The sequence below is a fragment of the Rhodococcus sp. OK519 genome (assembly GCF_003051005.1).
GTDB lineage: Bacteria > Actinomycetota > Actinomycetes > Mycobacteriales > Mycobacteriaceae > Prescottella.
In genome coordinates, this window is sequence record NZ_QAOW01000009.1 from 1 (window position 1) to 20,264 (window position 20,264).

Genomic DNA, 20,264 nt, shown 5'->3' on the forward strand with positions numbered 1-20,264 from the left:
ATGCCGTGACGCGAGATCACCAGGTTGCGCATCACCACGAACCACAGGATCGTCACACCGACGACGACGTAGTAGAAGTCCTTGTCGATGTCCTGACCGAACAACGTCGGAGGCTCCATGCCGGACAGGCCGTTTCGGCCGCCGGTCTTGCCGCCGAAGATGGCGAGGATGTCGGGCACCAACAGGATCAGGAAGAACGACGTCATCGCGAGCGACCAACTACCCAGTCGCAGACCGGGAATGCCGGTGACGATGCCGACCACGAGCGCGACCGCACCAGCGGCCACCAGTTGCAGCAGGATCTCGGTGTGCCCGGCCTGCGACATCAGACCGGCCGTGTAGGCACCGGCCGCGTACATCGCGGCCTGGCCGAGTGCGAGTTCACCCGCGTAGCCGAGGCTGAGGTTCAAGCCGCTGACGACCAGCGCCAGAATGCAAGCGAGTTGGAGCTGACGCGTGTTGGTCGCGTCCAGACCGAGCATCGGTGCGAGGAACACCACGGCACCGAAGACGAGCGCGAAGATCCAACTGGGGATCGCGCGGAGAGTCCGCCAGATCTGCATGGCTACACCACCCGTTCTTTCACCGTGCCGAACAATCCGGCGGGCTTGACCATCAGGATGACGATCAACACCGTGAACACCGCGATGTTGCTGTACTGGCTACCGAACCACAGCGCGGTGAACGACTCGACCAGGCCGACGGTCAGACCGCCGATCAGAGCGCCCGGCAGCGAACCGAAGCCACCGATCGCCAGCGCCACGAAGCCCTTCAGGGCCAGCGCGGCACCGAGCGTCGCGACCGCGAACGTCTTGGGGCCGACGAACAGTCCGAGGACACCGGCGAGCGCTCCGGAGAGCGCGAACGCGCCCATCGCGATTCGACGCACGTTCACGCCGCGGAGCATCGCGGCCTCACGGTCCTCCGAGACGCCCATCAGCGCCAGACCGGTCATCGTCCGCTTGCTCAGCTGACCCAGCGCGATCACGAGCACGATCGACAGGACCAGCAGCGCGATCTCGACCGGGTAGGTGCGTCCACCGAGGAGCGTGATCGGGTCGTTGGACCCGAAGAACGGCACCGTGAGCGGCTCACTGCCCCAAATCAACTGAGTCGCACCGTTGAGCAGCGTCGCCGCACCCAATGTCGTGACCAATTGGTTCTGATGATCGGCAACCGGTCTGATCGCGACCATCTCCTCGACAGCCGCGAGGATCATCACCGTCACCGTCGCCATGACGGCGACCACCAACACCGGAAGCTTCAGCGTCACCAGGCCCGTGTAGGCCACGAACGTGCCGACCATCATCAACTGTGCCTGAGCGAAGTTGAAGGTGTTCGACGAGACGAACACGATGTTGTACCCGATAGCGACGAGCACGTAGACAGCGCCGAGGGCGAGCCCCGACCACAGAATCGTCATCGCGGGGCCCTCCTCCGCGTCGTGGAATCGAAGATCATGGAGCTCATGCCTTCGGGTTGCCGAACTGGCCGTTGACGACCTTGGTGGGCGCGATGAACTTCATCTCGTCCTGGGTCGGGTTGGGGCCGTGGTTCTCGGCGGTGAAGTTGTAACGGGCCAGGAACGCGGTCGCGGCGTTCTTCTGGACCTCTTCGCTCTCGAGTGCCTCGGCCAGCTTCTCGGCGTCGGTGGTGGTCCCGGCCTTCTCTGCGGCAGCGGCGACGAGCGGGAACGCGTCGTAGTTGTCGGCGATGATCAGCGTGGACGGGATGGTGCCCAGCGAGGCCATCGTGTCGACCATCTTGTTCACGGCCGCGTTGTTCGGGTCGTACACGGTGCTCGTGAAGACCTGCGAGACGAGGTTCTTGACCTCAGGCGTGCCGAGGACGCCGCTCGGGGGCTCATTCGCGACGAGGTTGGTGCTCGACACCGAGGTGTTGCCGATCAGCGGGACGTCCCAGCCCAGACGCTGCATGCTCTGCAGGACGTAGCCCAGCGGGGCACCGTACGCGTCGAGGGCGAGGGCCTTGGCGCCGGCGTTCTTCAGCGACTGCAGCTGCGCGGTCATGTCGAGCGCGGTGGACTCGTACTCCTCGTTGCCGGCCTGCTTCAGGCCTGCCTTCTCGAGCGTCGAGGTCATCTCCTTGCCGAACAGCTCGCCGTACGCGGTGCTGCCGTGGATGACGCCGATGCTGTCGTAGCCCTTCTCCTTCGCATGGCCGACGATTCCGCGAGCGTTGTCGGCGGCACCGGGCGCGAGGTCGAAGTTCAGCGGGAACTTCGACGGATCCGTCGAATCCGGCGTGGGCGCAACGTTGAACGAGAGAATGTCGTTCTGCTTGAGGATCGGCAGGACGGCCGCGCCGACCGACGACGGACCGGAGTTGAGGACCAGATCCGGCTTCTGCTTGTTGATGGCCTCGCGCACCTTGGTGACCGCGATCGTGGCGTCACCGGCGTCGTCGACGACGGTCAGCTCGATCTGGCGGCCACCGATACCACCTGCTGCGTTCTGGACCTGGGCACCGGCCTTGGCGGCGAGGATCGAGGTGTCCGCGTTGGCTTTGAGAACACCCTGCGCGCTGATGCCTCCGGTGACGAGCACCCGATACGGCTGGTCGTCCCCGCCTGTCTCGGCGGAGTCGGCGCTACCGCACCCCGCCAGAGTCAGGACGGATACGGCCGCGACCGCTGCGACGACAACTGGACGCCGATTTCCCATGACTGTCCTCCTAGAACACCCGAAACACACCAAACCAAGCGCTCGCTTGACTCGGTCGGACAAAACTGACCCGGACCAGAAGCGATCACCTGGCGGTTTCACCTTCCGAACGCGACCCATCAAGCAACCGCTTGAATAACCAAGCAATCGCTCGACCGGGAGCATAGGGGTGTGACAGAAGTAACGTCAACTAGGACTGCCGCGAGGCGGGAAACTCCACGTGGAAATTCCGCGCCTGGTAGCTTCGGCGTCCCCGTCCCCGAAGCGCCGAAGCGCCGAACGGGAGTTCACGACACGCTTTCCCGACGCAAGCGTGCCCGGAACTCCCGTTCAGTGCTCGTCGAGCGAGTTGTCCACAGCCGGTCCGCTGTCCACAGGCCGGTTCCGATCACGCCGACAGCGGCAATTCCTGTCGGGGCGCGCCGCCAGTCTGCCGCCATGACAGCACTACTCGTACCGTTCCGCGGAACCGCGGCGCTCGGCCGGGGATTGGTGAGCCGACGCGGACTGCGCCGCCACTACACGCGCCTGTACCCGGACACCTACGTCCACACCGACGTCGAGGTCGATGCTCGGATCCGCGCGCTCGCGGTGTGGCAGTGGGCCGACGGGCGGGGTGCGCTCGCCGGATCGTCGGCGGCCGCAATGTGGGGGACCAAGTGGGTCGACCCGACCGCCGGCGTGCGCGCCTCGACCGCGCACTTGCGACCGCCCCGCGGCATCGCCCTCTACCGCGACGACGTCCCGGCAGACCAGATCACCAGACGCGGAGGAGTGCTGCTGACCACCCCTCTTCGCACCGCGTTCGATCTGGGGCGGCGCCTCGAGTTCGACCCGGCCGTCGAAGCCGTGGACGCCCTCTACCAATCGACACGCATCACGCGCGCAGCGCTCGCAGAGTTCGCCGCGCAGCATCCAGGCGAGCGCGGAATCATCCAGCTGCACAGGGTGATCGAGGACTCCGACGAGGGAGCCGAGTCACCGTGGGAGACGCGGACCCGGCTCGCGCTGGTCCGCGCCGGGCTGCCTCGCCCCGACACGCAACTGCCGATCCGCGACGGCGTCGGCCGCTTCATCGGACGCGTCGACATGGTGTGGGAACGCTGGCGGGTAATCGTCGAGTACGACGGCGATCACCACTTCGACCGCGAGCAGCGCAACCGGGACGTCGAACGATGGAACGCGCTCGAAGCGGCCGGGTGGCGGGTGATCCGGGTGAAGGCGCGGCAGTTGCACCACGGCCGCGCGACGCTGATCGCGCAGATCACCAAGGTCCTGCGCGACGCCGGGGCACCCCTGTGAAACGCCGAACGGGAATCCGCGGCACGTTTCGTAATCGAAAGCGTGCCGTGGATTCCCGTTCGGGGCTGGGATCAGCGCTGGTTGCGCGGCTTCCACACCACGAGCGCATTGCTGCGCGGGATGGGAACGAGTTCGCGGCGGTAGCTCGCGTGAACTCGGGCGATCTCCGCAGCCATCTCCTCGAGACGACTCTGGAGTGCCTCGACCTGGTTGGTCAGCTCGATGATGCGTTTGATGCCGGCAAGGTTCACGCCCTCGTCCTGGGACAGGCGCTGAACCTCACGCAGCAGCGCCACGTCCCGCGGCGAGTACCGGCGTCCACCACCGGTGGTGCGGTGCGGGGTGACCAGCCCGAGCCGGTCGTAGTTGCGCAGCGTCTGCGCGTGCATGCCGGCCAGTTCGGCGGCCACCGAGATGACGAACACCCGCGCGTCGGGGTCCGATGGGGCCTCCGCCTGCCTGCGTTGCTTGTCGGTCATGATGGTTCACCTGTTCGATCGGTTCGGGACCGTCAGGCCCCGGCCCATCCTGCCCGCGGATCGAATCCGCTGGCCTTCTCCGCCTCCAGGTAGGCCTGGAGGGCTTCGGTCGCGGGATCGTCGAGTTTCTGCGGCACCGCCACCTTCACGGTGACGAGCAGGTCCCCGGCGCCTCCGCCGCGCTTGGGCACACCGCGCCCTCGCACCCTGAGAATTCGTCCGTCCGCGGTTCCCGCCGGAACCTTCACGCCCACACGGCCGTCCAGGGTCGGGACGGACACCGTGGTGCCGAGAACCAGTTCGCCGTAGCTCACGGGGATCACGAGCGTCAGGTCGTCGCCGTTGCGTCCGAACACCTTGTCGGGGCGGACGTGGACGGTGACGTACAGGTCGCCGGACGGCGCACCGCGTAGACCGGCCTCGCCCTGACCCGCGAGGCGGATCTTCTGTCCGTCGCTCACCCCGGAGGGGACGCGGACGGTGATGGTGCGGGTGCGGTTGGTGACGCCGTTTCCGTGGCAGTCGGTGCACGGGTCGTCGATAATCGATCCGGTGCCGCGGCAGTCGTCGCACGGCTCACTGAAGCCGAACGCGCCCTGGTTGCGGCTCACGACGCCGGCTCCGTTGCAGCGCGGGCACACCCGCGGGCTCGTGCCGGGCTTGGCGCCGCTGCCGTGGCAGGTGGTGCACGCGGACGGACTCGTCAGGCGCAACGGAACCGTCACGCCCTGGGCCGCCTCGCGGAACTCGAGGGTCGTCTCGGTCTCGACGTCGCTACCGCGACGGGGACGCGAACCGGCCGTGGACCGGCCGCCGCCGCCACGATTGAACAGCCCACCGAAGATGTCGCCGAGTCCGTCGCTGCCGCCGGCGGAGGCACCGCCACCGAACAGGTCGTTGATATCGAACCCGCCGCCACCGAAGCCGCCGCCACCGGTGGAATGCCCGGCGCGAGGGCCGAAGCCGCCGCTCGCGAACAAGCGGCGGGCCTCGTCGTACTCCTTGCGTTTCGCGGGATCGGTGAGGACCGCATTGGCCTCGCTGACCGCCTTGAACCGCTCCTCCGCCTTGGTGTCACCTGGATTGGCATCGGGATGCAAGTCCCGAGCCAGCTTGCGGTACGCCTTCTTGATCTCGTCGGCGGAAGCGTCGGAGGAGACGCCCAGTTCCTTGTAGAAGTCCTTCTCGATCCACTCCCGTTGGCTCACTCGACGTCTCCTCCTTTCACTGTTTTCTGTCTAACTACTCGGCTGCCGCATCGGTGACAGGCTCACCGTCGGTGACGGTCACCATCGCCGTACGGAGCACCCGGTCACCCAAGCGGTAACCCTTGCGCAGCACTGCCCCGAGCACGGGGTTGTCGCCGTCGCCCTCCATCTGCACGGCCTCGTGCAGATCGGCGGAGAACGCATCGCCCTCGGCGCCGAACGCGGCCAGGCCGAGACCTTCGAGGACTCCGGAGAGCTTGTCCGACAGCGCCTTCAGCGGACCCGTCTCCAGGTCGCCGTGGGCCCGTGCCCGATCCAGGTCGTCGACGACGTCCAGGAACTTCGACACGACGGCCACCCGCTCGTCCTCGACGGCCCGATCGGTCCGGGCGAGAGCCGTGCGGCGGTTGTTGGCGATCTCCGCCTTCGCATACCCGAGCTCCGTGATGGCCTGGTCACGTTCTGCGGTGACCTTGGCCAACTCGTCCGCGCCGGCCCCGGCCGCCGTTTCATCGGCGGCCGGGACGGTCTCGGCGGTGTCGAAGTCCTCGAAGGCATCGATCACCTCGCCGTCGGTGATCACCGGTTCGCGCTCGGGGTTCTCCGACGTCACTTCTTGTCCTGATCGGTCGGCTCGTCGACAACCTCGGCGTCGACGACGTCGTCGGCGGGGCCGGAGCCGTCGCCGGACGCGGCGGTGTCAGCGGCCTGCGCGTCGTAGATAGCCTGGCCCAGTGCCTGCGACTCGGTCGACAGCTTCTCCACCGCGGTCTTGACGGCCGCGATGTCGGTGCCGGCGAGAGCGGTCTTGACCTCGGTGATCGCGGCCTCGACCTTCTCCTTGACGTCGGCGGGCACCTTGTCCTCGGAGTCCTTGATGAACTTCTCGGTCTGGTGCACCAGCGAATCGGCCTGGTTGCGGACCTCTGCCTCTTCGCGGCGGTTCTTGTCTTCCTCCGCGTGCGCCTCGGCGTCCTTGATCATGCGATCGATCTCGTCCTTGGACAGACCGGAGCCGTCCTGGATCTTGATCGTGTTCTCCGTGCCCGTGCCCTTGTCCTTCGCGGTCACGTGCACGATGCCGTTGGCATCGATGTCGAAGGTGACCTCGATCTGCGGCACGCCACGCGGGGCCGGCGGGATGCCGGACAGCTCGAACGATCCGAGGAGCTTGTTGTGCGAGGCGATCTCGCGCTCACCCTGGAACACCTGGATCTGCACCGACGGCTGGTTGTCGTCCGCCGTGGTGAAGGTCTCCGAGCGCTTGGTCGGGATCGTGGTGTTGCGCTCGATGAGCTTGGTCATCACGCCACCCTTGGTCTCGATACCGAGGGACAGCGGGGTGACGTCGAGCAGCAGGACGTCCTTGACCTCGCCCTTGAGGACGCCGGCCTGAAGGGCGGCGCCGACTGCAACCACTTCGTCGGGGTTGACGCCCTTGTTGGGCTCGCGGCCACCGGTGAGCTCACGAACCAGGTCGGAGACAGCCGGCATACGGGTGGAGCCACCGACGAGCACGACGTGGTCGATGTCCTTGACGGCGATGCCCGAGTCCTTGACCACGGCCTGGAACGGCGCGCGGGTGCGGTCCAGCAGATCGGAGGTGATCTTCTGGAACTCGCTGCGGGTGAGCTGCTCGTCGAGGAACAGCGGGTTCTTGTCCGCGTCCACGGTGATGTACGGCAGGTTGATGGAGGTGCTCTGCGAGCTGGACAGCTCGATCTTCGCCTTCTCCGCGGCCTCACGCAGACGCTGCAGGGCCATCTTGTCCTTGGTGAGGTCGATGCCGTTCTGCGCCTTGAACTTCTCGACGAGCCAGCTCACGACACGCTCGTCCCAGTCGTCGCCACCGAGGTGGTTGTCACCGGAGGTCGCGCGGACCTCGACGACGCCGTCGCCGATCTCGAGCAGGGACACGTCGAAGGTGCCGCCACCGAGGTCGAAGACCAGGATGGTCTGTTCCTTCTCACCCTTGTCGAGGCCGTACGCGAGCGCGGCCGCGGTGGGCTCGTTGACGATGCGCAGGACGTTGAGGCCCGCGATCTGTCCGGCTTCCTTGGTGGCCTGGCGCTGGGCATCCTCGAAGTAGGCGGGGACGGTGATGACGGCGTCGGTGATCTCCTCGCCGAGGTACGCCTCCGCGTCACGCTTGAGCTTCATCAGCGTGCGCGCGCTGATCTCCTGCGGCGTGTACTTCTTGTCGTCGATCTCGACGTTCCAGTCGGTGCCGACGTGGCGCTTCACCGAGCGGATGGTGCGGTCGACATTGGTGACCGCCTGGTTCTTCGCGGGCTGTCCGACGAGTACTTCACCGTTCTTGGCGAAGGCCACGACCGACGGGGTGGTGCGCGAGCCCTCGGCGTTGGCGACCACTACAGCTTCGCCGCCTTCGAGCACAGACACGACCGAGTTGGTGGTCCCGAGGTCGATTCCGACCGCACGAGCCATAGTGATCCCTCACTTCCCTCTTTGCAGCTCCGCGAGCTGCATTCTTTGTTCTCTACGCTGACGTGATGAACCTCAGGTGAGCGTGTTCGGCTCAAGTTTGCATCCGACCCCGGTCGAAGTCAATTCCAAACTTGAGTCCCTTACACTCAGGTTCTCGATAGGCTCAACGGGCCGCGATGCCGGTTTGTTCCCGGCCTGTCGAACTCCCCGATTCCGCAAGCGAGCTGGATACGATTCGGACGTGGACACCACCGGCGAACCCGAGACGACCGTGCCCCGCCCCCGCCCGCCCCGGCCCGACGTCGTCGTCGCACCGATGCACATCCTCGACGCCGATCCCGGTCTCGCGCCGCGGTCCCTGACCATGGCGGTCACCGCCTGGGCCCTCTCGTTCGCGGCCTTCGCGGCCGTCGCCGGGGTCCTCGGCGTCTACTACGACGCCGTCGTCGACGCCCTCGACACGGGGCTCGCCTCACGGAATCCGGCGGCCGAGTCGGCCACGGTCGACCAGGTGACCGGACTTACCGTGCTGGCTGTGGGCGGAGCCGGCCTGCTGCTGGTCCTGGCGGCGGTCCTCGGGATCGTGCGCCTGCGGTCGGGCCACGGTCGGCCCCGCACCTGGCTGACGGTCGTCGGCGTCCTCACCGTCGCGGCGGCGGTGATCTCGTGGAGCGTGCTGGCCGACGCGGGCGACCTCGCGTTCGCGACCCTCACGTGGGCACCGCTGCTGCAGGCCGGACTGGTCGTCGTCGGTACCGCACTGCTCTTCACGAAGCCCTCGTCGGCATGGCTCGGTCGCAGGACCGTGGCGGCATGACCGACGCGGTCGTGGTCGGCGCCGGGCCCAACGGACTGGCCGCAGCGGTGACCCTCGCGCTGCGCGGGGTACAGGTCACCGTCTACGAGGCCGCCGACACGATCGGCGGCGGCACCCGCACCACCGAGCGTCTCGCACCCGGACTGCTGCACGACGACTGCTCGGCGGTGCACCCGATGGGTGTGGCGTCGCCGTTCTTCCGGTCGCTCGACCTGGCCGCGCACGGACTCGAGTGGCGCTACCCGGAGATCGACCTGGCGCACCCCCTCGACGACGCGGTCGCGGGCGTGTTCGCCCGGTCCCTCCAACAGACGACCGACCGACTGGGCCCCGACGGTCCCGCGTGGGGCAGGCTGTTCGGCCCGATCGCCGACCGGTTCGACGACATCGCCGCGGAGGTTCTGCGGCCGATCGCACACGTGCCCCGACATCCGGTCACGCTGGCCCGCTTCGGGATCGGCGCGCTCGCACCCGCGACGGTGACGGCGCGGCGGTGGCGCACCGACCAGGCGCGGGCGCTGTTCGCCGGCGTGGCCGCGCACGCCTACTACCCGCTGACCCGGCCGACCACGGCCGCGGCCGGACTGCTGATGCTGGGCGCCGGACACCGATACGGCTGGCCGGTCGCGAAGGGCGGGTCGCAGGCCATCGCCGATGCCCTGGCATCACTACTGAGTGCACACGGGGGACGGATCGAGACCGGCCGACGCGTCCGCTCGCTCGGCGAACTGCCCCGCGCCGACGTCACACTGCTCGACCTGTCTCCCACCGGCGTCGCCGATCTGGCCGGCGATCGCCTGCCGGGGCGGGTCGCGCGGGCGTACCGCCGCTACCGATACGGTCCGGCCGCGTTCAAGCTGGATCTCGCCGTCGAGGGCGGCGTTCCGTGGCGCGACCACGCCTGCCGCCGCGCCGGCACCGTGCACCTGGGCGGCACGCTCGAGGAGATCACCGCGACCGAGCGGGGCGTGCACTCGGGTCGCATGCCGGAGCGCCCGTTCGTCCTCGTCGGCCAGCAGTACCTGGCCGATCCCTCCCGCTCGGCGGGCGACGTGCACCCGGTGTGGGCGTACGCGCACGTCCCGCACGGCTACACCGGCGACGCCACCGAGGCGATCGTGGGGCAGATCGAGCGCTTCGCCCCCGGGATCCGCGAGCGAATCGTCGGCATGTTCTCCCGGTCGGCCGTCGAGATGCCGCGGTACAACCCGAACTATGTGGGCGGCGACATCGCGTCGGGCGCCAACGATCCGGTGCAGATGCTCTCGCGTCCCCGCATCGCGCTCGATCCGTACGCGACCGGCATTCCGGGCGTCTACATCTGTTCCGCGTCGACCCCGCCGGGTGGCGGCGTGCACGGGATGGGCGGGCACAACGCGGCACTGTCGGCGCTGAGGAGACTCGAGCGCTAGCCGACCGGCGCAGCGGGTTCTCAGCTGCCGCGGGCGCGCAGCGAACTGGCACCGCGCGCCCACGAGTCCGCCACGCGCTCGCCCACCAGGTCGTCGAACGCCAGGCACGCGGCGGCACCGAGCAGCACGTCACCGGCACAGTCCGGTCGCTGCTCGACGAGCCCGCCTGCGAGATCCCGGACGACGATCTGCTCGTGCACCGAGTCGGCCTCGACGTGTTCGTCGAAGAACAGGGTGGCCGCGGCGCCGAAACCGAGTCGGCGCAGTCCGGCGGCATACTTCTTGCTCGGCAGCGCGGACGTGGTCTCCACCGCGCACAGGTGCCCGGCGAGCGCGGCCCGCAGGCGGCGGTGCAACCCGAACAGAGACAGCACGTTGAGCGACGCCAGCGTCACCGCGGGAACGTCGTCGAGGTAGTGGGCGTACGCGTCGGACAGCCCGAGCTCGCGCATCGTCGTGGCGAACAGTGTCGAGTGCATCCGATCGAGCCGCCCGCCGCCGTACTCGTCGGCCTGCACCTCGACGAGCGCCGCCTTCGGACGTCCCGCGAGCCGCGGGATCCCGAGAGTGTGGACGTCAGCCTCGCGTAATTGGTTGAGCGACCGGTGGATCAACAGTTCCCGGAACTGAGCTTCGGTCGCCTCCGTCGCCATGAACCCGGACAGGCCGGGCCCCGCCGTGGGCGCGGTCATCTCCCACAGCGCGGCCACGACGTCGGACGAGTCGGCCTTCTCCACGCGCGGGCGCACGAGTTCGCGAACTGCCGCCTCGAAGGGCGCCTCCAGTTCGGCACGCGCCGCGATCAACTCCGGCGCCCACTCGAGTCGGTCGTCGACGCCGTCGATCCCGTGCAGATGCAGTTCGTACAGCAGTGTCAGCGCCAGCTGGACATCGTCGTCGGTGAGCACGTCATCCGGCGGGTCCGACCTGCACCCGAGGGCCGCCGTGTTCACGGTGGCCGGCTCGTCCGCTCCCGCGAACACCGCGACAAGGGCGGCACTGACGGGACCGCGTGGTTCGGGAATGGGCATCGGCATCAGTGGCCCCGATCAATCGTGCTTGTCGCCCGAATCGGCGTCGGCGTCCGTCGCCGGCCCGTCTGCCGTCGCGCCGCCTTCGTCCGACCACGTGTCGCGTCCGCTGGGATCGGACTGGACATCTTCTTCCTGAGCGGGGGCGGGGTCCTTCTCGTGTGCGGTCATTCGTCTCGTTTCTCCGTTCACGTCGGGTACGGCTACGTGTACTGCTCAACCAGTCGATCGAACTCGTCCGCGTCGATGAGACCCGGCTGCCCGATATCGAATGCAGTCAAGAACTTGTGCACCAGACCGAAGTCGTGCCGCAATTCGTCGGCCGAGACTCCCGCAACCTTCGCACTCACACCACTTCCGATCATCGCGTCCAGGCTCGCGGCGATCGCGTTCAACTTGGCTCGGTCGGTCTCGGCGCGACTTCCTGTTTCTCGAGTCGTCATCAGATCTCCACCTCGTTTCCGTCTGTTGGTCGTTCGCAAGGTTTCCGGCCGGACCTTCATCATGACTGCCGATGGACTGTTCTGCCGGACAGCGGGTCTTCGGAACGACCGCGATGAAAACTACTCACACCTGTGGACAGATCTGTGAATGATTCACCGGGAGGCCCCGACTCGGCCTCGACTCGAGGACACTCTGCCGACTCGAGTTGATGCAGACCGAGTTTCACTGCCTCGAGACCTTCTTGCGCTTGTGCGAGCTGTCACAGAACGGGGGCCGACTCGTACGACCGCAGCGGCACAACGCAATTGTGGCCCGCGAGTTCGCAATCGGAACCCCGGCATCGTCGAACAGTGCCACCGGCCCGCGCACGAGGAGCGGCCCGTCCGAACACACGGTGACCACCACATCGGGTTCGGCGGAATCAGTCATGTTGGGCTCTTCCCGGACGTCCGGCCCGCAGGACGACCAAACGCTCCCGATCCTGTCCGTCCTCGATGAGACCCCGCCGCCGCAACATGTCACGACGACTGGTTGTCACCGGACCGAACGGTATTTCCTCGGTGCGAACAACTTCCACCTCGAGGCCTTGTTCCTCGAGCATCACGTGGGTCTTCCCCACGTCTGCCAGTGCGGACTGCAGCAACAGCAGCACGCCACGGGAGGAAAGGATCTCGGGGACCTCGACACAGATGCGGTCCAACAACGACCGCCCGTTCAGGCCCGCATCCCAGGCCCGCGCCGCGCCCCTGGCCGGCACGTGGTCACTCGCCGCCGGAACGTAAGGCGGATTCGACACCACCAGATCGAACTGTTCGTCCCGTACCGGCGCGGTGAGATCGCCGCGCGCCACGCGCACCCGAGTGCCTCTGAGCCACAGATTCATACGGGTGTTCATCAGCGCCCTGCGCCCGATGTCCACGGCCGTGATGTCCTCGGCGCCCGCTTCGGCGGCCTGCGCGCTCAGGACGCCGGTGCCGGAACACAGATCCAGGACTCGGGTTCCCGGCCCGAGACGCTCGGAGCGCAGCGCCTGTGCCAGAAGGTAACTGTCCGCCTGTGGTCGGTAAACACCCGGTAATCGGAGCAGCACGAAGACCTCCTCGATCCACTTGACGCCGGAGAACCGACGCCTCCCTCGAGTATTACCGACCAGCGGAGGCGCCGCACGGAACCGACGGACCGGCCGGATCAGCTCCGACGTCGCAGGTCCGCGATCGCGGCCCGGGCGGCAATACCGATCGCCGCATCAGCTCTGGGCAACAACGTGTCCGCTCGTGCTGCCCGCGTGAACACCGCGACCGCGAACGCGTCCCCGTCGGGAAACTCGACGACACCCACCTCGTTCCGAACCGCACCGAGCGTTCCGGTCTTCCCGGCGACGACGACGTCCCCGAAGGGGAAGCCCGACCGCAGTCGTGCGGTGAAGACCTGGCTCGCCATCACGCCACGCACGAACGCCGTCTGTTCCGCGGACAGAGCGGCGCCTGTCCACACCGCGGACAGCAACCCGGTCATGTCGCGCGGGGTCGTTGCGCTCGACAGCACGGGGTCGTATCCGCTGGGGAACACGACGCTGTCGTTGTCGCCGATCCGCGCGAATGCCTCCGCCGGCGAGCGAGTGCCCGTGTCCGCCACGAGGGATTCCAGAATGTCCGACGTGCCGCCGACGATCCGCGTCGACGACAACCCCAGGCCCCGCATGGTCTCGTTCACCCGGTCCACCCCGACCCGGCGGAGCAGTTCGTCGGCAGCGGCATTGTCGGACAGCGCCATCATCGAGCGCGCCATGTCACGCAGCGACATTCGCACCGGATCCGACAACTGCGAGACGCCGGTCGGTCCGGTGGTGCGGTTCGACGGATCGAGGACGACCTGCTCCCGCGGATCCAGGTCACCGGCGTCGACGAGGCGACAGAAGGTGACGACGAGCGGCAGCTTGTACACCGACGCCATCACCACCGGTTCGTCGGCGGCCGTCCCGATCTCGATGCCGCCATGTCCGTCCGACACGGGGATCACGTGCATCCATCCGCGGACGGCGGCGTCGGCGAACACCTCCGAGAGCCTTGGCGCGGCCGTCACGGGGCCACCCGTCCGCCTGCCGCATAGGCGGCGATCCGGTCGGCGACCACGTCGAGCACGCCGTCCGGCACGTCCGCGGACGACGACCGCAGGCAGCGCAGGCGCAGTCGGATCGACTCGTCGCCCGGACGGACCCGCGCGACACCGGGCGCGGTAAGTCCCCGGTCTGCGGTGAGCGCGAACGCCTGGCCGGCCGCGACGAGCGCGAGCGCCCAGCGGTCGTCGGGCGCGTTGACGACGTCGAGGTCGGCGCCGACCCGGGCGAACGCGTCGGCCAGTAGGTCGTATGCGGCCGGGCCGTCGGAGCGCGGCGGCGATGCGAACCGCAGGTCCGTGAGGCGGGACAGTCCGCACGGATCCTGCTCGGCGGCCGGGTGCGACGCCGGCACCAGCAACGTCAGCGGCAAGGGCACGACGTCGGTGCCGGTGAGCGGATCCACCAGGGCGGGGTGCTCGATCACCCCGACGTCGAGCGAACCGGCGGCCAACTGGTCGACGAGGTCGGTGCTCGGCGCGATGCTCACCTCGACGCGCGCCGGCCCACCGACCGACCCGACGGTCGCGGCGAGGTCGGCCACCAGCGCGGTCGGCACCTTCGGCATCACTCCGACGCGGAGCGTGCGGTCCTGCACGCGGCGCCGCCGCGCGGTGTCGGTGAACTGCCGGGCGCGCCGCACGAGGTCGATCGCGTCGGGCAGCAGCGCGTGCCCGCTCGCGGTGAGGACGACGCCCTTGGAACCACGGTGGAACAACGTGACGCCGAGTTCCCGCTCGAGTTTCTTCACTCCCTGGCTCAGCGGCGGCTGGGTCATCCCGAGGCGCGCGGCGGCGCGACCGAAGTGCTGCTCCTCGGCCACGGCGATGAAGAATTCAAGATGCAGAAGCAGATTCACAGTGCCCTTGAACTGCTCTTATTCGAATCGAGTATCGCTTCCACCCCGATAGCATATTGGACCTACACCCGCGGTGGGTGCTTCGCTGCGACTCGGCATCGACGTCGAACGAGCGGAGTGATGATGACCGTCGGGACAAACCCGGTCAGGTGGAGGCGCGGCACGCTGGCAATCGCGGCGGTGCTCATGCTGACGTCGTGCGGGATATTCGGTGGACCCGACTCCGGGGAGAAGGTGGCGAAGAAGTTCGTCGGCGCCCTGGGCGGCGCCGACGTGGCCGCGGCGGCAGCACTCACCGACGACCCGGACGGCGCGAGCGCCGTGCTGCGTCGCACGTTCGACGGCCTGGGCGAGGGCGCCGACGCCGAGTTCACGGTCGAACGCGCGAACGACTCTGCGTTCACGTACCGCTCGGACTGGGACTTCGGGGGCGGCCGCACCTGGAGCTACTCGACGACGGTGCCGCTGACGAGCCCCGGCGGTGACCGCCGCATCGCGTGGTCCGCGGCCGTGATCAACGAACGGCTCCAGGCCGATCAGGCGCTGCAGTACACCCCGGTCACCGACACCCGGGCCGTCCTCGACGCGAACGGCATGGCGCTGATGGAACCGCGGACCGTCACGGTCGTCGACGTCGAGTCGAGCGCGCTCACGCCCGCGGTGCGCGCACAACTGTCGAGGTTGTTGGCGAGCGCGGTCCCGGGCTTCGAACTCGCGGCGCCGAGCGGCGGCACGAAGCCGGGTGAACGGGTCAACCTGGTGACGTTGCGGCAGGAGGACGTCGAACCGATCCGCGCCGAACTCGAGAAGGTTCCCGGCATCCACCTGTCGGATCAGCTGCGCCTGCTCACCGTCGATCGGGAGATGACGTCACCCGTCGTCGCGGGACTGCGGGCGACCTGGGAGTCGCGGCAGAAGGACTCTGCCGGCTGGCGGGTGCAGGCCGTCGACCGTGACGGCGGTGTCGCCGGCACCCTCGCCGGCGGGGATCCTCCCGGCGGCACCGCGATGCGCACGACGCTCGATCCCCGTATCCAGTACCTCGCGCAGCAGGCCGTGAACACCGAACCCCGGGCGGCCGCGCTGGTCGCGCTCGACACGTCGAACGGTCAGGTGCTCGGCGTGGCGCAGAACGGCGCCGCCGACAAGTCCGGCCCGATCGCGCTCACGGGTCTGTATCCACCGGGGTCGACGTTCAAGACCGTCACGACGATGGCGGCCCTGCAGAGCGGTGCGGTCAGCGCCGACAGCACCGTCGACTGCCCGGGCACCGCGAACATCGAGGGGAGGCGCATCCCCAACGAGAACGAATTCGATCTGGGCCGCGTTCCGCTGCACAGCGCATTCGCGCACTCCTGCAACACCACGATGGGCCGACTCGCCGTCGGTCTACCCGCCGACGCACTGCGGAGCCAGGCGCGCGAACTCGGTCTGGGCGTCGACTACGTGACTCCCGGGCTGACCACCGTCACCGGTTCGGTGCCGTCGGCCGACACTCCGGCGAAGCGGGTGGAGGCAGCAATCGGACAGGGCGAGAACCTGGCGAGCCCGTTCGGCATGGCGATGGTGGCGGCGACGATCGCCCGCGGCAACGCACCGCTGCCGCAGCTGATCGGCGGCGAGACGACCACCGCAGACCACGCGCCGGAACCGCTCGATGCCGCGCACGTGCGGGACCTGAAGTCGATGATGACCGAGGCCGTCCGTAGCGGCACCGCCACCAGCCTCTCCGACATCTCCGGGCTGATGGGTAAGACCGGGACGGCAGAGTTCGGCGACGGCAAGCACGCGCACGGCTGGTTCGTCGGGATCCGGGGCACCGTCGCGTTCGCGGTGCTGGTGGTCTCCGGCGAGAGTTCGCGTCCTGCACTCGACATCGCCGGGCACTTCCTCCGGCCCCTCGACGACTGATCCGGACGGTGCTCCGCGCTACGCGTCGGGCATCGGCGTGACCCGCACCGCTCCGGCGTCGAGGTCGAGGCGCATCGCGCCGGCGAATCCGCCCGCACCGGAGATCCCGCCCAGATCGGCGAGGACCCCCTCGGCGCTGCGGGCCGCGACCCGGCAGGCGCGCGCGGTGAACTGATCCACCAGCGGATGCGCTGCCCGCTCGCGCCACTTTCGCACCGCGGTGAGCCCGGCCGCCCTACCGTCCTCGATCGACGCGTCCGCGCCGAGACCGAGGCGCTGGGCGGGGTCGATGCCGAATCCGCCGATGAGCCGCTGCAGTTCGGCGAGATCCTCACCGGACAGGGCGGTCTCGGTGCTGCGCAATCTGCCGAGCATCCGCAGTTCCTGGAAGCCGTGGACGTCGGCGAGCAGGCGTCCGACGTCGTCCAGCAGGCGGGCGGTCGCGGCCGTCGGGTGCGTGGTGAGCACGCGCTCGAGGGCCACCAACGCCGAATGCGTCTTCAACTGCTCGGCCCGCTGGCCGAACTGCACGTCGATCACCTGACGAAGTTCGTCGAGTCCGCTGCTGGCCACCAGTTCGGCTGCCAGACTGGGTGAATCGTTCACCCCGAGCCGGACGAGCATGATCGCGAGCCGAATACCGAAGAGCCCGAACCGGTCTGCCAACTGACTGCGCATCGCGGCGTCCACCGGAAGTGGCGCGTCGTCGCGAGCGAAACGGTCGGCGGACAGCATCGCCAGTTGCAGGTCTGCGTCGGACACCTGCGCGAGCGCCTCGAACGCGGCGAATTCGCTCTGCCGCAACGTGCGCGCGCCCAGCGCGAGCAGACCGGCGACGGGCACCACGGACTGACACAGCCCGGTGAGTTCCAGTTCGGAGGTGAAGCGCGCGGCGACCTCCTTGGCCGACATCATCGCGTCCGCCCGGCCGGCCCCCACCTCGTCGGCACGGGAGACGACACCCACCACCCCGAGCGGCCCCGACTCGCCGCCCACGTGCGCCCCGATCCGGCCCAGGAACTGGACGTCGGATGCACTGAGGCTGCGCAGCAGGTACACGACGGCATCGGCCCCGGACACCGCATTCTCGGGGGTGAGCATCCGGAAGGTGCGGGCCGAGACGTCCTTCGACAGCGACGACGTGCCCGGGGTGTCGATGATCGTGGTCTGCGAAAGGGCGCTGGCGGGCCATTCGACGTCCAGGCGGTCCACCCGGTCCGCGGTGAGATCGCCGAGGTCGAACGTCAACCGGCCCTCGTGCCTCCGCACGGTCACGTTCGACGAGGCGTCGCCGTCGTAGCGGGCGGTCACCGTCGGGGTGGTGCCGCTGCGGTACCACGTGACGACTCGGGTGCACTCGGTCGCGTCGGTGGGCGCGATGTCCTGTCCGACGAACGCGTTGAGCAGTGTCGACTTCCCGGCCTTGAGCGACCCGGCGAGCGCGACGCGCAGCGGTTCCTCGAGTCGGGCCGCGCACTCGGCCAACTGGGCGCGCGCCGCCGCGTTCTCGGGGTAGGCGGCGCGGGCCGCGGCGATGAGATCCCGGGCCCGTCCGATCGACATCGCCGTCGTCACGCGGAGATCTCCCCGCTCGGCGCGGACTCGACCGGGAACAGCTGTGTCGCACGCCCCTTCAACGTCTCGAGGACTGCCATTTGCCGCTCCACCTCACCGCCACGCCTGGTGCGTTCGCCAGATTCGATCGACGCCGCCTCCTGCGCGGCCCGCAGCGAGTCCGCGAGCGATCGCAGCGTCTGCTCCGCGATGGCCGTGAAGTGGTCGCGCAGCAGACGCTGGATCAGGCGCAGCCGATCCTTCGACTCCTTGCCCACCTGGAAGCTGACGTCGTCGGTGAACCGGCGGATCGCGACCTTGGCGTCGGCCCGTCGTTTGACGATCCGGGTCTCCCGATCGTCGCGATAGGCCTTGGTGCCGAGCAGGACTCCGGCGCCCATCGAGATGGGGTTGAGCAGCGTCATGCCCATCAGCGTCGTGATGAGACCGAACATCAGTACGCCACCGTACGAACCGCGCATGCCGACCAGCACCTTCTGGGTGATGCCGATCCGGCCCGATTCGAGGTCCGTCAGCGCGACCACCGGGTCGAGGACGCTGTCGAGATCGGCGACGTCGAGTTGCGGCAGTTCGACGGTGCCCGCGTCGGCGAAGTGCTCCGCCACCACCTCCGCGAGCCACAGCGCGCGCTCGTGCGCCCACACGAAGTTGTCGCCCACCGACTGCGCGATCTGCTGCTCGAGCCAGTCCCCCAACTCGTCCCATTCCTTGCCGGGATCGCACTCGTCGACGGCGCGTTCGGCCTCCCGCGTCACCTGCCGCAGTCGATCGCGCAGGTCGTGATCGATGTCCGACGCCAAGTCGGCGATGCCGTCGGCGAGGGTCTGCTGCCACCGTGATGTCTTCTTCTGCAGTTCCTCCGTGACCGCCTTCGCGCGCATCAACTCGGCGACCGCCGCGGCCCCCTTCTCCGGATCGCGCAGCGCTGCCAGTTCGCTGCCGAGAGCGAGCATGAGGTGTTCGACGACGGAGTGGACGTCGACGGAGACGGCTCGGCGCAGCCCACCCGCCGCGTGGTCGATGACGCGTTCGCGCAGAAAATCGTAGAGCGCGGCGAAACCCGACTCGTCGTGCAGTGATTGGTCGTCGAGGCGCAGCGCGTGCGAGCGCAGCATCGACGAGACCGGCAGCAACGGGACGTCGAGCCCCGCCCGCTCCAGGTGCCCGGCGTCGGCCTCGACGATCCGTCGCCAGTGCGGATACAGATCGGTCTTGGTGATCAGGCACGCGACCGCGGGGCACAGTCCTGTCACTTGGCGCAGGAACGCCAACTCGGGCTCGGTGAACTCCTGGCTGGCGTCGGAGAGCACCAGAACGGCGTCGGCTGCCGGCAGCAGACCGAGAGTGGCCGCCGCGTGCGGGCTTCCGTGTCCACCCACCCCCGGGGTGTCGACGAAGACGAGCCCGTCCGCCAGCAGCGGGCTCGGCACGCTCACCTCGAGCCGCAGCACCTCGCGCCCCTGCGCGAGCGGAGTGGACGGGGTAATCGAATCCAGTTCCGCCAGAGGAACATCCACTCTGCGCGTCTCGCCACCGGGTTCGGCGAGTACCAGTTCGGCGGTCGCGTGTTCGCCGTTCTGCACCACGGTCGGTACCGCGGTGGTCTCGTCGTCGCCCACCGAGCACACCGACAGGTTGAGCAGCGAGTTCACGAACTGGCTCTTGCCCTGTTTGAGCTGACCGACGACGACGACGCGGAACCGCGGGTCGACGACGCGGGTGCGGACCAGCGCGAGGCGATCCACCAGGTCCGCCCGGCCCGCGGACGCCGCGATCTCCGAGGTCTGATCGAGCAAACTCGTCAGGGCAGTATCCGAGGTGACCTCGGTGACCTTGGTGTTCATGAGTCTCACTGCCCCGCTTCTCTTCCGACCTCCACGCGCACCGACGTCCGCGTGCCGACTGATCCGCCGATCCGCTGGATACGGATCGGGGCCCCGTTCGCATTAGCGCGCACGGGGCCCCGTTCGTTACAGAC

Annotated in this window: 20 protein-coding genes; 4 read left to right on the forward strand and 16 right to left on the reverse strand. The window is 68.6% G+C overall.

Annotation, left to right across the window (positions count from 1 at the left end; genetic code table 11):
* The 3 genes from C8K36_RS20150 to C8K36_RS20160 all read right to left on the reverse strand — a co-directional run.
* Positions 1-563 (reverse strand): branched-chain amino acid ABC transporter permease (locus C8K36_RS20150; protein WP_146176513.1); only part of this gene is annotated, 563 nt, incomplete at its 3' end.
* A gap of 2 nt (positions 564-565) precedes the next feature.
* Complete coding sequence (locus C8K36_RS20155; RefSeq protein WP_107986315.1) at positions 566-1,423, reverse strand: branched-chain amino acid ABC transporter permease; 858 nt, start codon at positions 1,421-1,423, stop codon at positions 566-568.
* A 43-nt stretch (positions 1,424-1,466) separates the two neighbouring features.
* Positions 1,467-2,684: an ABC transporter substrate-binding protein gene (locus C8K36_RS20160; RefSeq protein WP_107986316.1), complete on the reverse strand. Its 1,218-nt coding sequence runs from the start codon at positions 2,682-2,684 to the stop codon at positions 1,467-1,469.
* 438 nt (positions 2,685-3,122) lie between these two features.
* Between C8K36_RS20160 and C8K36_RS20165 the strand changes: the two genes are divergently transcribed.
* Complete coding sequence (locus C8K36_RS20165; RefSeq protein ID WP_107986317.1) at positions 3,123-3,986, forward strand: endonuclease domain-containing protein; 864 nt, start codon at positions 3,123-3,125, stop codon at positions 3,984-3,986.
* Between the two features lie 71 nt (positions 3,987-4,057).
* Here the strand turns inward: C8K36_RS20165 and C8K36_RS20170 are convergent, their stop codons facing one another.
* From C8K36_RS20170 to dnaK, 4 genes are read right to left on the reverse strand one after another with little or no spacing between them, the layout of a single operon-like run.
* Positions 4,058-4,465, reverse strand: coding sequence for a heat shock protein transcriptional repressor HspR (locus C8K36_RS20170; protein WP_107986318.1), 408 nt, complete (start codon positions 4,463-4,465; stop codon positions 4,058-4,060).
* A 32-nt stretch (positions 4,466-4,497) separates the two neighbouring features.
* Positions 4,498-5,673: a molecular chaperone DnaJ gene (gene dnaJ, locus C8K36_RS20175; RefSeq protein WP_107986319.1), complete on the reverse strand. Its 1,176-nt coding sequence runs from the start codon at positions 5,671-5,673 to the stop codon at positions 4,498-4,500.
* Positions 5,674-5,707: 34 nt separating this feature from the next.
* Entirely contained in the window at positions 5,708-6,286 is a 579-nt protein-coding gene (grpE, locus tag C8K36_RS20180) for a nucleotide exchange factor GrpE (RefSeq protein WP_107986320.1), read from the reverse strand.
* Entirely contained in the window at positions 6,283-8,121 is a 1,839-nt protein-coding gene (gene dnaK, locus C8K36_RS20185; protein ID WP_107986321.1) for a molecular chaperone DnaK, read from the reverse strand. The genes grpE and dnaK overlap by 4 nt, the downstream gene beginning before the upstream one ends.
* 241 nt (positions 8,122-8,362) lie before the next feature.
* Here dnaK and C8K36_RS20190 point away from each other — a divergent pair, with 241 nt between their 5' ends.
* Both C8K36_RS20190 and C8K36_RS20195 read left to right on the forward strand, forming a co-directional pair.
* On the forward strand, positions 8,363-8,938 hold the full coding sequence (locus C8K36_RS20190) for a hypothetical protein (protein ID WP_107986322.1): 576 nt from the start codon (positions 8,363-8,365) through the stop codon (positions 8,936-8,938).
* Positions 8,935-10,350, forward strand: a complete 1,416-nt coding sequence (locus C8K36_RS20195; protein ID WP_107986610.1) for a phytoene desaturase family protein — start codon at positions 8,935-8,937, stop codon at positions 10,348-10,350. The genes C8K36_RS20190 and C8K36_RS20195 overlap by 4 nt, the downstream gene beginning before the upstream one ends.
* Positions 10,351-10,370: 20 nt before the next feature.
* On the opposite strand, the gene C8K36_RS20200 is transcribed toward C8K36_RS20195, so the two are convergent.
* The 7 genes from C8K36_RS20200 to C8K36_RS20225 form a co-directional block, all read right to left on the reverse strand.
* Complete coding sequence (locus C8K36_RS20200; RefSeq protein ID WP_107986612.1) at positions 10,371-11,381, reverse strand: iron-containing redox enzyme family protein; 1,011 nt, start codon at positions 11,379-11,381, stop codon at positions 10,371-10,373.
* A gap of 18 nt (positions 11,382-11,399) precedes the next feature.
* On the reverse strand, positions 11,400-11,552 hold the full coding sequence (locus C8K36_RS24895; RefSeq protein WP_181319650.1) for a hypothetical protein: 153 nt from the start codon (positions 11,550-11,552) through the stop codon (positions 11,400-11,402).
* A gap of 32 nt (positions 11,553-11,584) precedes the next feature.
* On the reverse strand, positions 11,585-11,824 hold the full coding sequence (locus C8K36_RS20205) for a hypothetical protein (RefSeq protein ID WP_258195512.1): 240 nt from the start codon (positions 11,822-11,824) through the stop codon (positions 11,585-11,587).
* Between the two features lie 223 nt (positions 11,825-12,047).
* Positions 12,048-12,254: a CDGSH iron-sulfur domain-containing protein gene (locus tag C8K36_RS20210; RefSeq protein WP_107986324.1), complete on the reverse strand. Its 207-nt coding sequence runs from the start codon at positions 12,252-12,254 to the stop codon at positions 12,048-12,050.
* Complete coding sequence (locus C8K36_RS20215; RefSeq protein WP_107986325.1) at positions 12,247-12,915, reverse strand: HemK2/MTQ2 family protein methyltransferase; 669 nt, start codon at positions 12,913-12,915, stop codon at positions 12,247-12,249. Before C8K36_RS20215 ends, C8K36_RS20210 begins: the two co-directional genes overlap by 8 nt.
* A 98-nt stretch (positions 12,916-13,013) precedes the next feature.
* The gene (locus tag C8K36_RS20220) at positions 13,014-13,907 is read right to left on the reverse strand and encodes a serine hydrolase (RefSeq protein WP_107986326.1); all 894 of its coding nucleotides are present in this window, start codon (positions 13,905-13,907) and stop codon (positions 13,014-13,016) included.
* Positions 13,904-14,800 carry a LysR family transcriptional regulator gene (locus C8K36_RS20225; protein WP_107986327.1) on the reverse strand — a complete coding sequence of 299 codons (897 nt, stop codon included), beginning with the start codon at positions 14,798-14,800 and terminating at the stop codon, positions 13,904-13,906. The genes C8K36_RS20220 and C8K36_RS20225 overlap by 4 nt, the downstream gene beginning before the upstream one ends.
* A gap of 120 nt (positions 14,801-14,920) precedes the next feature.
* On the opposite strand from C8K36_RS20225, the gene C8K36_RS20230 reads away from it, so the two are divergent.
* Entirely contained in the window at positions 14,921-16,711 is a 1,791-nt protein-coding gene (locus C8K36_RS20230) for a penicillin-binding transpeptidase domain-containing protein (RefSeq protein WP_107986614.1), read from the forward strand.
* A gap of 18 nt (positions 16,712-16,729) precedes the next feature.
* Here C8K36_RS20230 and C8K36_RS20235 read toward each other — a convergent pair whose 3' ends face one another.
* Together C8K36_RS20235 and C8K36_RS20240 are read right to left on the reverse strand one after the other, a co-directional pair.
* Entirely contained in the window at positions 16,730-18,274 is a 1,545-nt protein-coding gene (locus tag C8K36_RS20235) for a dynamin family protein (protein WP_258195528.1), read from the reverse strand.
* 8 nt (positions 18,275-18,282) lie between these two features.
* A complete protein-coding gene (locus C8K36_RS20240) occupies positions 18,283-20,130 on the reverse strand; it encodes a dynamin family protein (RefSeq protein WP_107986329.1) in 1,848 nt (615 codons plus the stop codon).
* Between the last annotated feature and the right edge of the window lie 134 nt (positions 20,131-20,264).